Origin of the sequence: Lysobacter soyae (genome assembly GCF_019551435.1) — a bacterium.
GTDB lineage: Bacteria > Pseudomonadota > Gammaproteobacteria > Xanthomonadales > Xanthomonadaceae > Solilutibacter > Solilutibacter soyae.
The window spans coordinates 379,113-392,649 of the sequence record NZ_CP080544.1 but is presented as its reverse complement, the minus strand read 5'-3'; the positions used below and the strand labels follow the sequence as shown (position 1 = coordinate 392,649).

Below are 13,537 nucleotides of genomic sequence, written 5' to 3'. Positions count from 1 at the left end.
TGCGCTCTTGCTACGCATCGTCTACTGGCGCAGCTCGTTCACGTATCTCGAACAGTTGGTGGTCGCGCTGTATAGCCATGCGCATTTGCTGATGCTGAGCGCCCTTCTGTTACTTGGCGCGTGCTTGGTGCATTTGACGGAAAGTGCCGTCCTGCAGAAATTCGTCGGATTTGCTGTGGTACCGGTGGTGATCTGGGCGATGGTATACCTGTACTTGTCGCAAAAACGCATCTACCGGCAATCCACTTTGATGACGACACTGAAGTACCTGTTGCTCGGGAGTATGCACTTCATGTTGCTGGTCTTTGTGGCCACCGCGGCCGGCATCATGATGTTTCTGAAGTAGGACGTTGCGCGCTACTGGTTTTGATCAAACAACCACGCATTCCGTTGCGCGGGGGACATCGCAAACAACTTCGCACGTAGTGCATCGCGATATTCCACCGGCGTCCGCCAAGCGACACGCTCCAACGCGTAAAGGTGCTCGCGATCCAAGCCGCGCAACATGGTCAGTGTCGCGGCGCGCTCGGTTTCCGGCACGTAGCCGAACACCGGCTGCAAATGCGGCCACGCCTCTCCCAGTTGCGGACCGAGCAAGTAACCGCGACGGGTGACGTCGTCGAGCGCGTCGTACTGTGAGCGCAATTGCTCCTGCTTGTCACGCGGCAGGTTGCTGAAAGCCTGCGCCGCGGCACGAACGCGCGATTTCTCCTCGTCCGACAAGGCCGACCACAATGCTTGCTGCTGTTTGGCAATGCGCGACTTTTCAGCCGATTCGAAGGCCGCAGCCTGGTCGGCGTCCGGCGCTGCAGCACTGTCGACCCGCTTGCCCGAGGTGTCGGTACATGCGCCGAGCAGAACGATGCTTAGCATCAGTGGCAGCAAACGCACATCAAGGCGCATCGTCGGACTCCGGCACGTTCGGGGTGGGATCGGCGATCAAGGGCTCGAGCACGATGCTCGGACGCTCATCCAATCGCTGACGGGCGTACCAAGCGTAAAAGGCCAAATCTGCCGTCACCGGATCAAGCGACGGCGTTTCCGGTGTTGACGCGTGCGCGGCCTTTGCAGGCACGTCGGCGACACCTTCAAGCGTGCGCGTCTCAACACGCACCTCACCGACTTCGGCGATGCGTTCACGCACGCTGGGCACAAAGGTCAGTGCCATCAACGTGGCGCAGCCGACACCGACCAGCATCAAGTTGCGCCGTGTGACCCTGCGACGCTGTTCGGGCGATACGTCGTCGAAGGTCTCCAGTGCGGCAGACTGACCATGGAGCCGCGCTTGAATCAACGGCGCGGTCCGATCGAGCGGCAAGTGTTCGACGTAGGCATGGAGTGCGCGTGCCCAAGCCTGCCAGCGTGCGCCGTCCACCGAGCCGTCGGCGGCGCGCGGCAAACCGGCGGCCAAGCGCTCGGCATGGGCGTGCATGGAAAGGCGCATCGCCTCGGCACTGTCTTCCGGTGTCAGACCCAGGAGGGCCAGCAATACCGCAACGCGCGCAGCCGTTGGCAAGCTGGCCAAGTCTTCGAATTCGGGCTTCGCCTCTTCCAGTGCCGGGGTCTGCGCGGGCAACCGGGTCAGCAACGGGCGCCACAGCATGCCGCGGGTCGGCGGCGAGGCCGCCGTATTCAGGGCACCCAGAGTGTGCCATTGCGCCAACCACGCCATCGCGACCGCAGACCCGCGTTCCGGCGTGCCGAGCACCCAGTCGCAGAAGGCCAATGCTTTTTTCTCATCGCCGCGGAGTCGGGCATCCAGCAGTCCCGCAGGCGTCAATCCAGTCGTCAAATCAGCGCTCTGCCGGTGCATTCATCAGCTAGGATGATAACGTCCGACTCCGGCACTTCAAGCTGCAAAAAAAGCTTGCAATTGCGCTTCGAATATGCCGCCCGCGAAAAATTGTGCACAGCGGTCATCGTTTGGTCATTTAAAGCTCACTTGTAATGACATGACTGCAAAATGAATGAAAATTAACATGCAAGTATTTGATTTTAAACGCATTTGCGCAAATGGCACTTTTTTGTCCATTGGTGCAAGGTATAGGGAAAGTCCCACGGCACATGGATTTTCGCCGTTCATTGCACAGACTTATCCACATCTTGTGTGGATAACCTTTCACGCGTGAGCACCCCCCGCGATCCGGGCCAGAGACGGCTGAAGATTCAGGTCGTTGTCCCCCGGCCGATGCTTCAAGCCTTTGATTATTCGATCGATGCATCGTTCGGAAACGGCCCGTGGGCGGGCTGTCGGGTTCGGGTGCCCTTCGGCAACACCCAGCTGGTCGGCGTGGCCATCTCCGAGCCCGAAGAGACCGCCGCGGACGCGATGCTCAAGCCCATTGATGCGCGCTTGGATGCCGAGCCTGTCTTCACCCCCGAACTTTGGGCCAATCTCGGATGGCTGGCGCGCTATTTGCACATGCCCTTGGGCGAAGTGCTGGCAACCGCCCTGCCCACGGTGCTGCGTAATGGCGGCGAGATCCCGCCGCAGACCGAGACGTTTTGGCAACTTTCCGAAAGCGGGGCGACGGCCCGGGGCAATGTGCGTGGCGCGAAACAAAAGCAGGTGCTTGAGCTTTTGGCCGCGGGTGAACTTGCCAGCCGTGATCCCGCGCTGGAAGATTCGACCGCCACACTGCGCAGCTTGCTCGGGAAGGGTTGGATCGCCCGCGTGGAACGACCGCTGACGGCACCGGCTTTACCGGACTTGGCCGAAGGCGCCTTCGCACTCAATGACGAACAAGCCGCGGCGGCGGACGCGATCAAAGCCGCCGAAGGGTTTCAAGCCTTCTTATTGGACGGTGTGACCGGCAGCGGCAAGACCGAGGTATATCTGGCGGCGATTCGCGACTGCATCTTGTCAGGCAAGCAAGCCCTGGTATTGGTGCCTGAAATCGGCCTCACCCCGCAGACCGTGCGGCGGTTCGAAAAACATCTCGGCATTCCGGTGCATGCGTTTCATTCGGGTATGACCGACTTGGCGCGCTTACAGACCTGGCAGGCAGCGAACAGTGGCAACACCCATGTGGTGCTCGGCACGCGTTCGGCCGTGTTCATGCCGTTAGCGCGTCCGGGCCTGATTGTCATCGATGAAGCACACGACAGCAGTTACAAACAGTTGGACGGCATTCGCTACAACGCGCATGATTTTGCGCTGGTCCGTGCGCGCGGATTGAACGTGCCGATCGTGATGGGCTCTGCCACGCCGGGGATGGAAGACTTGCACGCTGCTTCGCAGGGGCGCTTCACCTATTTGCGTTTGTCCAAACGCGCCGGCGTCGCCAAACCGCCGCGGGTGCGCATCATGGATGTCCGCAAGCAAGCGCTCGAAGCCGGCCTGTCGCGCGATCTGATCGGCCGCATACGCGGCGCCTTGGATGCGGGCGGCCAAGTCTTGGTATTCCGCAACCGGCGCGGCTATGCCCCTGTGTTGATGTGCCGTGATTGCGGCTGGTCGGCGCAGTGCCAGCGCTGCGATGCCGCCATGACCGTGCATGGCCATGGACGGCGTCTGCAATGCCATCACTGCGGCGCAAGTCGTGCAGCGCCCACGGCGTGCCCGAACTGCAACAACCTGGCGTTGGAGCCGCAGGGACAAGGCACCGAACGCATTGAAACGTTTCTGGCCGATCACTTCGATGACGTGCCGGTGATTCGCATCGATCGCGGCAGCACGCAACGCAAAGACGCGATGGCGCGTCACTTCGAGACCTTGGGTGACGCACCCGGCATTTTGGTCGGCACGCAAATGTTGGCCAAGGGCCATGACTTGCCGAAGCTCGCATTGGTGGCGGTATTGGGGATTGACGAGGCCTTGTTCTCGACCGATTTTCGCGCCAGCGAACGTGTGGCGCAGCTCTTGATCCAAGTCGCGGGTCGCGCCGGTCGCGCCGAGATTCCGGGCGAAGTTATTTTGCAAACGCACCATCCCGACCACCCGCTGTTGAACACCTTGGTCGATGGCGGCTATCACGCCTTTGCCGACGCGGAATTAGGCTTGCGCGAAGCTGCCGGTTTTCCGCCATTCGCCCATATGGCCTTGCTGCGTGCGGAAGCCAAACAAGCGGAACCGCCGCGCGCGTTTCTTCAGGCCGCGCGTCGCCTGTTTGATGATCCCCGCGTTGAAGTGTCGGGTCCGGTGCCCGCACCGATGCAAAAGCGTGCCGGATTCGAGCGCATGCAGTTGTTCATTTCGTCAAAAGACCGCAAGGCGCTGCACGCGGCCTTGGACGCCATCGTTCCGCAACTCTATGCATCACCACAGGCACGTAAGGTGCGATGGTCGTTGGATATCGACCCGATCGATTTGTATTGAACCGCCATGCAAACAAAAAGGGCACCGGAAGGTGCCCTTTTGCGTTTCATAGTCTGTGCAGATCAAGCGGCGAACAATGCCTTCATTTTCTTCAAGGCATTGGCTTCGAGCTGACGGATGCGCTCTGCGGAAACACCGTATTCCGCAGCCAGATCCTGCAAAGTCACTTTGTTGTCGGCATCAAGCCAGCGGCGCTTGATGATGTCGCGCGAACGCGTATCGAGGCTCGCCAATCCGTTGCGCAACAAAGCCAATTGATGATCTTCGCCATTTGCGCGCTCGTACACCTGTGACGGGTCTTCGCTATCGTCGACCAAGTAAGCGGCCGGAGACGGCGGTGCACGTTCTTCGTCTTCATTTGCCGGCGCATCGAAACCGATGTCACGGCCCGACAGACGCGATTCCATTTCCATGACTTCGCGTTCAGAGACGTTGAGGTCACGCGCCACGGCACGCACCTCCTCAGCGTTCATCCAACCCAAACGCTTTTTGTTCTTGCGCAGATTGAAGAACAATTTGCGCTGCGCCTTGGTGGTGGCCACCTTGACGATGCGCCAATTCTTGATAATGAACTCGTGCATTTCGGCTCGGATCCAATGCACCGCGAAGCTCACCAAGCGAACACCGACGTCCGGGTCGAAACGCTTCACGGCTTTCATCAAGCCGATATTGCCTTCTTGAATGAGATCGCCGACTTGCAAGCCGTATCCGGCATAGCCTCGCGCGACATGGACGACGAAGCGCAGATGCGAAAGCACGAGTTCTTGTGCGGCCGCCAAATCGTTGTCTTCGCGCAAGCGCGTGGCGAGTGCCTGTTCTTCTTCGACGGACAGAACGGGAATTTGATGCACCGCGGAGATGTACGCCTCGAGCGAGCCGATCGCGTTGGGTACGGGCAGATTGTTTGTGACAAGCGCCCGCGAGGGGGTCAAAGTAGTCATGGCAGTCATTTTAGCAGTCGTCCCCCGGGAGTGCTAATTGGGCGCACTCCTCGAATCCTTTTATTCAGCTGGGGGCGCGTTTTGCCGATCAAAAGGGGGCAGTTGGACTTTCTCAGGCAGTTGCCAAGAAATGTGACGCTCGCCCCGTTTCGCAAGCCATTGATTTGCCTTAGAAAAATGTCCGGAGCCAAAAAAGCCGCGATGTGCCGAGAGCGGCGACGGATGCGGCGCGCGCAGCACCCGATGGCGGCGATCGTCGATGACGCGGCCCTTGGTCTGGGCGTAACTACCCCACAGCATGAACACCAGCCCCTCGCGCTCGCGATTGAGCGTCTCAACGACATGGTCGGTGAACCCTTCCCAACCCCGGTTCTGGTGGCTGCCTGCCTTGCCCGCTTCCACCGTCAACACCGAATTCAACAGCAACACGCCTTGATTTGCCCACGGCATCAAGTACCCGTGCGCAGGCGGAACAAAGCCGACGTCGGTCTTCAATTCTTTGTAGATGTTTTGCAACGACGGCGGCACCGGTGTTCCCGGCAATACCGAGAAACACAGGCCATGCGCCTGACCCTCACCGTGATACGGGTCTTGTCCGAGGATCACCACTTTGACTTGATCGAACGGTGTGGCGTCGAAGGCGGCAAAAATATTGCCGGGCGCGGGATAGACGGTGTGACCGCTTGCGATGCGCTCGCGCAAGAAGCGCGACAGGGCTTGCATGTCTTCGCGTTCGAACCAGTCGCCGACGCGTTGTTTCCACGACGCCTCGAGTTTGAGCGCGGCCGCTGCGCTCACGTGCCGAGTCTGGCCGCGCGCAACTGAAACAGGATCTTGGTCACCACCATGCGTTCTTCGACCGGCTTCAAAACCAGATCGTTCGCACCGACTTGAAACAGTTCCCGTTGCTTGTCGGGATTTTCATCACCGGTCATTACCAAGGCCGGCAGCAACCGTTTGCTGTATCCCAAGGTCTGGCGCACGTGTTTGAGCACATCCAAGCCCCCCAGAGGGCCGTTCAAATACACATCGGTCAGGACCAGATCGGCGCCAACTTCATCCACAGCGCCGTGATGCAAGTCGAGATATTCGATCGCTGCTTCGGCACTGTCGACGTGGATGACGGTCAGCCCTTGCGCTGCCAGCATGCGTTTGGTGGCGAGTGCGACAACGCGACTGTCTTCGACATACAAAATTCGCGCACCATCGATGGGCTGCGGTTGGATATAGCCGCGCACGAATGCAGCCAATGCCGGGAATCCCGCGCTCTTGTCGAAGTAGTCGGTGACATCATCACCCAGAGTGCGCGAGGCCAAACGATTGTTCACCTCGGACGACACCACGATGACCGGCACATAGGCTTGACCGGCCGCGTCGCGCACCGCCTTGGCCACTTGCAGACCATCCCCGTCATCCAAACTCAATGACGTTGTGACCAGATCGACGGCACCCAGTGCAAGGCAGGCACGGGCATCTCGGAGTCCCTTGCTTTCAACAATGGTGACGTTCGGCAATTCTTTCTTGAACAAATCACTGATGAGCTTGCGCACAATGCGCGAGCTTTCAACAATCAGCACGCGTGGATTGTCGGCAACGACGTGACGCAAATCGCGGGGAGGCATTGCCATGAATCAGCGCCCCATCGGTCGGGTTTGACGGAGGAAATGACCGGTGACGAAACCCGCACCGATCCAACCCAGAAATCCGGCGACGGCGATCGCAACAGCTGCTTGCACGACATTGAAACCCTGCAATGCGAATTGGCTGCCGTAACTACCGGCCAATGCCGACAAGGAGGGCTGCAGCGCGCGATTGACGCCCGCCAGCAACACGAGTGCCAAGGCACCGGCGGCGATGCCGTACCAAGCGCCGAGATAGAGAAACGGACGGCGGATGAAGCCATCGGTCGCACCGAGCAACTGCAACACGCCCAACTCCTCACGACGCGCCTGAATGTCGAGGCGAACGGTGTTGCCGATCACCAACACCGCGGCGGCGCCGAGCACGATGGCCAGAATCCAGGCCAGTTGCGCACCGAAGCCCAACCATTGATCCAGTCGTTTCCGCCAGACCGCATCGTGCTGCACGATGTCCACGCTCGAGTTTGTTTGCAGTGCCGTTAACAACGCCGCATCGTCGGCCTTCGGCGTAACGATCATCAAGTGCGGCAACGGATTCGAATCAAGACTGTCCAAGGCTTCGCCAAGGGAGGAGGTTTTGCGCAAATCGCTCAGGCCTTCATCAGGCGTTTTCCAAATGACATTGGCGACGTCATCGCGCGCGCGCAAATTCTCGGCAAAGGCACGTGCGTCGTCGGTGCTCGCTTCTTGTTTCAAGAACACGCTGATCTCGCGCGACTGCTGCACATTGCCGGCAAAACGTTCAATGTTTTGCAGGCTCGCAAGCAAGCCCAGCGGCAGTGCCAAGGCCAGCGCCAACACCGCGATCGTCAACAGAGAGGCGAACGGCTTGCGCAACAGTGCCCGCAAGCTCGCCAGCAAGCTGCGCCAATGGTGATCCATCCAAATCGAGAACGCCGACGGCGCGCTCACACGTGTCGCATCACTCATCGGCGAGGTCCTCCGGTGCGATGTCATCCACCAACTCGCCGTCTGATAGCACCAGAACGCGCTTCTTCATGCGTTTCACCAGTGCAAGATCATGGCTCGCGACCATGACACTGGTACCGCGACCCGGGAGTGCGGCGAAGATCTCCATGATTTCCGCGCTGAGTGTCGGATCAAGGTTGCCGGTGGGCTCATCGGCAATCAACATGCGCGGCTCACCGATCATGGCGCGCGCAATGCCGACGCGCTGCTGTTCGCCGGCGGAGAGCTGTGACGGCAAGGCTTTGCCACGCGCACCCAAGCCCATGCGTTCAAGAATGCTGCTGACGCGCTTTTGGATTTCGGCGCGCGGCATGCCGCGCAACACCAAGGGCAGACCGATGTTTTCAGCGACCGAGCGTTCCGCGAGCAATTGATGGTTCTGATACACCACGCCGACTTCGCGACGATGGAAGGCGATACGCCGCCCCGTCACGTTGCTGAGGTTGCGTTCGTCGAACAACACCGAACCCAAACTCGGGCGATCGGTGAGTTGGATCAGTTTGAGCAGTGTGCTCTTGCCAGCCCCCGAGTGGCCGGTGATGAACAACATCTCGCCCGGCGCAACGGAGAAGGTCACGTTGCGCAAGGCCTCGCGCCCACCTGCATAGGTTTTACCGACACCGTCGAAGCGAAGAATACTCATGCGCCCATTATGCCCAGCGTGGATGGCATCGCCTACCGTATACAAACACTCAGTGTTGTTTTTGCGGACTGCGTTTCAGCAATTTGCGCAAGCCGCTGCCGATCTTGCGCAGCAACCCCGGCGCTTCCTGTGCTTGCACCGGCGCACTAGCCTTACTCGGCGGCGCTGCTGTCGCTGCGCCATTCATGCGCGGCGCCGATGCCGTATCGCCGCCTTCGACACGTTTGCCACGACGGCGACGACGACGCTTACGTTCGGCGCCTTCCGGTGCCGTGTTGACCGTCGCAGTCGTCGTTGCATCCTCTCGTTTGCGCGTCGCACGATCGCCCTCCGGTCGCAGCCCGCGCGGTTTGCGGTCGCGTTCGCCCGCTCGTCCGCTGCGTGGCTTTTGCTTGTCGGCTTGCGCTTTACGGAACTCGCGCGCTTCTTTGAACACCTCACCGAGGTCTTCCTTGTCTTCGTCGGCAATGACCCGCGGCGCGCGCGGCAAGGCCGTCATGAGTTCCTCGGTGACGGTCCCGCGCGGAATGGATTGTTCGATATAGGCTTCGATATCCGGCAAGGCCATCGCGTAGCGTTCGCAGGCAAAACTGATCGCATCACCCTCTTCACCCAAACGCGCTGTGCGTCCGATACGGTGCACGTAGTCTTCGGCATCAAACGGCAGGTCGTAGTTGTACACGTGACTGACACCGGCGATATGCAAACCGCGCGCGGCCACGTCGGTAGCCACCAAGACTTCGAGCTGGCCGGCCTGGAATTTGCGTAGCAAGGATTCGCGCTTTTTCTGCGGGACATCGCCACTCAGCACACCGACCGCATAACCGGCCTTCTCCAAGCCACGGGCAACGCGTTCAACAAACATCTTGGTGTTCACGAACACCATGCTGCGCGCATCGGGAACACGCGACATCAAACCGATCAACAATTTGAGTTTTTCGTCGTCGGACGGGAAATACAGCACTTGGCGCACGCGCGCCGCGGTGATCGATTCACTTTCGACAACGAGCTTTTCCGGCTCGTTCATATGTTCGTAGGCAAGCTCGAGAACTCGGTGCGACAAAGTTGCCGAGAACAACATCGTTTGGCGCACGGTGCGCGGCGGCATGCGTCGCAACAGGAAGCGGATGTCTTTGATGAAGCCGAGATCGAACATGCGATCGGCTTCGTCCAACACGCACATTTCGCAGGCATGCAGCGAGACGACCTTGTGTTGGCGGACGTAATCGATCAAACGGCCCGGCGTCGCGATGATGACATCGGCCCCTTCTTGAAGCTGCGCGCGCTGCTTGTCGTAATCAACGCCGCCATAGATGAGCGCGAAGCGCAGGCCGAGATCGCTGCCGAACTTGACGGCGTCCTTGTGAATTTGGATGGCGAGCTCGCGCGTCGGCGCGAGAATCAGTGCGCGCGGATCTTCAGGTTTGCGCTCTGCCAAGGCCGGCTTGCTGAGTAAGCGATTCATCACCGCCACCAAGAAGGCCAAGGTCTTGCCAGTACCGGTTTGCGCTTGGCCGGCCACATCACGCCCAGCCAGGGCGACCGGCAGCGTAAGGGCTTGGATTGGTGTGCAGCGGACAAAACCCGCCGATTCCAGTCCTTCGAGCAGGGCGGGCTCGATCGGCAAAGCATCGAAGGTGATATCGGTCAGCGGTTTATCGGACATGAATGGCTCGGTTGTGCAGACCACCCTTGCACACGGCCGCATGTCTGTTCAGACTGGAAGCAGGGTGCGCGGTGACGCGCTTGTTGTTGTCAAATGAGAGCCCCATGTTACCAATGACGTCCGGCACGCGCCGGCGCGCTTGGCTTGAACCCCCCGTTTTTTGGAGTAAAGAATGTCCAGCCCTAAAGTAATTCACGCCACCACCACCGACTTCGACCAGATCGTCCTGTCCTCGAAAGAGCCGGTGTTGGTGGATTTCTGGGCCCCGTGGTGCGGCCCCTGCCGTTCGATTGCCCCGGTGCTCGACCAGCTGGCCGACCAATATTCCGGTAAGGCCAAGGTCGTGAAGGTGGATATCGAGGCCCACCCGCAAATCGGCATGCGCTACAACGTGCGCAGCATTCCGATGCTGGTGATGTTCAAAGACGGCCAGCCGGCCGCCACCCAAGTCGGCGCCCCGCCGAATGTGGCCGGCGTCCTCGGCGGCATGATCGATAAAGCCATCGCCTGAGAATGAACCCTGCCCGCCGCGGTGCTTGCCGCGGCGCGGCTTCAGTGCTAAGTTTCACCCATCTGGCGTGCGTCCCCGCCGCCCAATTCCCTTGACACCCACCCATCCGCCTGATTCTCAGGCGCTCGCCCTTTGCGAGGAATCCACTTGTCCGACGAAATCGAAAGCACTGGCGAAACCGCTACCACCAAGCGTGTTCGCAAGCCGCGCGTGAGCAAATCCGCGGCCACCACCCCTGAAAACACCGGCGCAGAGCACCGCGAAGCAGCGCCCGAAGGCGCCGAAATCGCCTCGCGCAAACCGCGTCCGCCGCGCGACAACACCGACGCCTCCGCTGACACACACGCACCGACGGCAGCCGCAGAAGGCGCGCGCGCCGACGCCCCGGCAGAAAGCCGCCGCGACGATGCCGGCGAGAGCCAGGGTCAAGACGACGGTGGCAACGACAACGCTTACGGCGGCCCGCGCAACAACAACCGCCGCGAGCGCTTCCGCAATCGCCGTGACCGCCAGCGTGACCGCTATCGCGAACAAGGATTGCCACAAGACGACAACGGTGATCCGAATGCGCAACCGGGCTACAACCGGCCGATGCCGACCATCCCGGAAGGTTTTCCGCAGTATTCGCTAAGCGATTTGAAACGCATGCCGGCCGCAAAGTTGCTGGACATTGCCGAACAATTGCAGATTCACGAAGGCGTGGCGCGCGCACGCAAGCAAGATGTCATCTTCGCGGTGCTGAAGGTTTTGACCCGTCATGGTGACGGTGTCGCCGCTGATGGCGTGCTGGAAATCCTGCCGGACGGCTACGGCTTCCTGCGCGCTGCCGAAGCGAGCTACCTTGCCGGCCCGGATGACGTGTACATCTCGCCGAGCCAAATACGTCGCTTCAACTTGCGCACCGGTGACCATCTCGGCGGTCGTATCCGTTGGCCGAAAGATGGCGAGCGCTACTTCGCCTTGGCCGTGGTCGACACCATCAACGGCGAGCCGATCGAAGCCAGCAAGAACAAGACCCTGTTCGAAAACCTGACCCCGCTGTTCCCTCGCAAACGTTTCCGCCTCGAGCGCGGCGACGGCTCCAGCGAGGACATCACCGGCCGCATCCTGGATCTGATGGCGCCGCAAGGCAAGGGTCAGCGCGCATTGATCGTGTCACCGCCAAAAGCCGGTAAGACGATGATGATGCAGCAGATCGCCACCGCGATCACGACCAACCATCCCGACGTGCACTTGATTGTGTTGCTGATTGACGAACGTCCTGAAGAAGTGACCGAAATGCAGCGCACCGTGCGCGGCGAAGTCATTTCCTCGACGTTCGACGAGCCTGCCGCACGCCACGTGCAAGTCGCGGAAATGGTGATCGAACGCGCCAAGCGCTTGGTTGAACATAAAAAGGACGTGGTGATCCTGCTCGACTCGATCACCCGTTTGGCTCGCGCTTACAACAACGTCTTGCCGAGCTCCGGCAAAGTGTTGACCGGTGGTGTCGATTCGAACGCCATGCACCGTCCGAAGCGTTTCTTCGGTGCCGCACGTAACGTTGAAGAAGGCGGCTCGCTCACCATCATCGCGACCGCGCTTGTCGACACCGGCTCGGCGATGGACAAGGTGATCTACGAAGAATTCAAGGGCACCGGCAACTCCGAAATCCACTTGGATCGCCGCATCACCGAAAAGCGTGTCTACCCTGCCATCGGCGTCAACTTGTCGGGTACGCGTCGCGAAGATTTGCTCATCGATCCGGACTTGCTGCAAAAGATCTGGATCTTGCGCAAGTTGTTGCATCCGATGGACGAAATCGCCGCGATGGAATTCCTGCTCGATAAGATGAAGAACACGAAGTCCAACGACGAGTTCTTCAGTTCGATGAAGCGCTGATTTGTTGCGCAACTGTTGAAAAACAAACGCCCCGTTATCGGGGCGTTTTTCATAGTGATGCCGGTCTGTTCAACCTTGCGGTGGCGGCGTCATCAGGCGGTATTCGCTGCGCATGGACAGCAAACCACCGCCTGCCGCATCCGACGCCCCCGGTACGTTTTCAAAGTCTTTCATCCAATCGGCGACACGTTTGCGTCCGCGTGCTTCCAACCGCCATTCGCCGAGATTGTCATTGAACGCGCCGTTCGCGTTGAATCGGAACGGCAGGCCGGCAACGCGATGCGTATCGCCACCGCCGACCAAATCACCGGAGCCGGGTGTCACTTGGATGCGCTTTGCATAGGCCAAACACTCGACTTCAAGACTTCGCCTAGCCTTCTCGAGTTCCTGCGGATTGCCTTTCACGCCGAATAGCGCAGTTTGCGCGACCTTGGCATCGGCAATCGTGCCATCCGGGTTGATGTACAGATACACCATGACTTGGCCGCCCACACCAGCACGTGCCAGCGCCGGTGGATACGCCGGTTTGCGTGGCGTGTGCACGATCGGGTTTGCTTGCTTGCAGCTGTCACTGTTTTCGTCTTTGCAGTCATAACGCGAAACGCCGAAACGCGCGGTCTCGGCCGTAATCGCATAGTTGCCGTCGGCCTGTGCCCGCCCCACCAGAGTGAGTTCAAACGGTGTTTTGACATTGACCGCCACTCCGTCTTTCAGATACGGGTGGAAGCGCCATTTCTTGACAACCGTTTCAACAATCGCGCGAATCGGCGCATCAATGGGTGTGGTGATCTGATGACGAACCACCTTCCCGGAGGTATCGAAACCGATTTCTCCCTGGACACGCATGGTCATCACCGACTCGGCTTCGCCGACCTGCGCATCATCGACTGCCGCGCTTCCAATCTCTGCGAAGCCGAGCGTCGCGACGAACAACAATGCCGCCAACACGGCCGATGGAATCTTCATGC

General features: G+C 60.0%; 12 protein-coding genes. 3 read left to right on the top strand and 9 right to left on the bottom strand.

The features are described from left to right. Positions 1 to 357: 357 nt before the first annotated feature. Entirely contained in the window at positions 358 to 903 is a 546-nt protein-coding gene (locus H8L67_RS01850) for a DUF3106 domain-containing protein (protein WP_220380101.1), read from the bottom strand. Beyond that, positions 893 to 1,792 (bottom strand): hypothetical protein, encoded by a 900-nt coding sequence (locus H8L67_RS01845; protein WP_220380100.1) that lies wholly within the window; start codon positions 1,790 to 1,792, stop codon positions 893 to 895. The genes H8L67_RS01850 and H8L67_RS01845 overlap by 11 nt, the downstream gene beginning before the upstream one ends. A gap of 366 nt (positions 1,793 to 2,158) precedes the next feature. Between H8L67_RS01845 and H8L67_RS01840 the strand changes: the two genes are divergently transcribed. Beyond that, complete coding sequence (locus H8L67_RS01840) at positions 2,159 to 4,318, top strand: primosomal protein N' (protein ID WP_255556052.1); 2,160 nt, start codon at positions 2,159 to 2,161, stop codon at positions 4,316 to 4,318. Between the two features lie 62 nt (positions 4,319 to 4,380). Here H8L67_RS01840 and rpoH read toward each other — a convergent pair whose 3' ends face one another. The 6 genes from rpoH to rhlB are packed head-to-tail and all read right to left on the bottom strand — an operon-like array spanning position 4,381 to position 10,177. Continuing rightward, a complete protein-coding gene (rpoH, locus tag H8L67_RS01835) occupies positions 4,381 to 5,259 on the bottom strand; it encodes an RNA polymerase sigma factor RpoH (protein ID WP_220380099.1) in 879 nt (292 codons plus the stop codon). A gap of 60 nt (positions 5,260 to 5,319) precedes the next feature. Next, positions 5,320 to 6,057: a uracil-DNA glycosylase gene (ung, locus tag H8L67_RS01830; protein WP_220380098.1), complete on the bottom strand. Its 738-nt coding sequence runs from the start codon at positions 6,055 to 6,057 to the stop codon at positions 5,320 to 5,322. Beyond that, entirely contained in the window at positions 6,054 to 6,881 is an 828-nt protein-coding gene (locus H8L67_RS01825; protein WP_220380687.1) for a response regulator, read from the bottom strand. The genes ung and H8L67_RS01825 overlap by 4 nt, the downstream gene beginning before the upstream one ends. Positions 6,882 to 6,890: 9 nt before the next feature. Further along, entirely contained in the window at positions 6,891 to 7,829 is a 939-nt protein-coding gene (gene ftsX, locus H8L67_RS01820; RefSeq protein ID WP_220380097.1) for a permease-like cell division protein FtsX, read from the bottom strand. Next, positions 7,822 to 8,511 carry a cell division ATP-binding protein FtsE gene (locus H8L67_RS01815; RefSeq protein WP_220380096.1) on the bottom strand — a complete coding sequence of 230 codons (690 nt, stop codon included), beginning with the start codon at positions 8,509 to 8,511 and terminating at the stop codon, positions 7,822 to 7,824. The genes ftsX and H8L67_RS01815 overlap by 8 nt, the downstream gene beginning before the upstream one ends. Positions 8,512 to 8,560: 49 nt before the next feature. Further along, a complete protein-coding gene (rhlB, locus tag H8L67_RS01810) occupies positions 8,561 to 10,177 on the bottom strand; it encodes an ATP-dependent RNA helicase RhlB (RefSeq protein ID WP_220380095.1) in 1,617 nt (538 codons plus the stop codon). A 172-nt stretch (positions 10,178 to 10,349) separates the two neighbouring features. Between rhlB and trxA the strand changes: the two genes are divergently transcribed. Together trxA and rho are read left to right on the top strand one after the other, a co-directional pair. Further along, complete coding sequence (trxA, locus tag H8L67_RS01805) at positions 10,350 to 10,688, top strand: thioredoxin (protein WP_220380094.1); 339 nt, start codon at positions 10,350 to 10,352, stop codon at positions 10,686 to 10,688. 147 nt (positions 10,689 to 10,835) lie between these two features. Then, a complete protein-coding gene (gene rho / locus H8L67_RS01800; protein ID WP_220380093.1) occupies positions 10,836 to 12,569 on the top strand; it encodes a transcription termination factor Rho in 1,734 nt (577 codons plus the stop codon). Positions 12,570 to 12,638: 69 nt separating this feature from the next. Here rho and H8L67_RS01795 read toward each other — a convergent pair whose 3' ends face one another. Then, positions 12,639 to 13,535: an energy transducer TonB gene (locus tag H8L67_RS01795; RefSeq protein ID WP_220380092.1), complete on the bottom strand. Its 897-nt coding sequence runs from the start codon at positions 13,533 to 13,535 to the stop codon at positions 12,639 to 12,641. Positions 13,536 to 13,537: the final 2 nt, after the last annotated feature.

Bases quoted from the DNA above. Each gene is read 5' to 3' on its own strand.
- rhlB (WP_220380095.1), bottom strand. From the start codon at position 10,177: ATGTCCGATAAACCGCTGACCGATATCACCTTCGATGCTTTGCCGATC.
- rpoH (WP_220380099.1), bottom strand. From the start codon at position 5,259: ATGACTACTTTGACCCCCTCGCGGGCGCTTGTCACAAACAATCTGCCC.
- H8L67_RS01815 (WP_220380096.1), bottom strand. From the start codon at position 8,511: ATGAGTATTCTTCGCTTCGACGGTGTCGGTAAAACCTATGCAGGTGGG.
- trxA (WP_220380094.1), top strand. From the start codon at position 10,350: ATGTCCAGCCCTAAAGTAATTCACGCCACCACCACCGACTTCGACCAG.
- H8L67_RS01825 (WP_220380687.1), bottom strand. From the start codon at position 6,881: ATGCCTCCCCGCGATTTGCGTCACGTCGTTGCCGACAATCCACGCGTG.
- H8L67_RS01795 (WP_220380092.1), bottom strand. From the start codon at position 13,535: ATGAAGATTCCATCGGCCGTGTTGGCGGCATTGTTGTTCGTCGCGACG.
- H8L67_RS01850 (WP_220380101.1), bottom strand. From the start codon at position 903: ATGCGCCTTGATGTGCGTTTGCTGCCACTGATGCTAAGCATCGTTCTG.
- ftsX (WP_220380097.1), bottom strand. From the start codon at position 7,829: ATGAGTGATGCGACACGTGTGAGCGCGCCGTCGGCGTTCTCGATTTGG.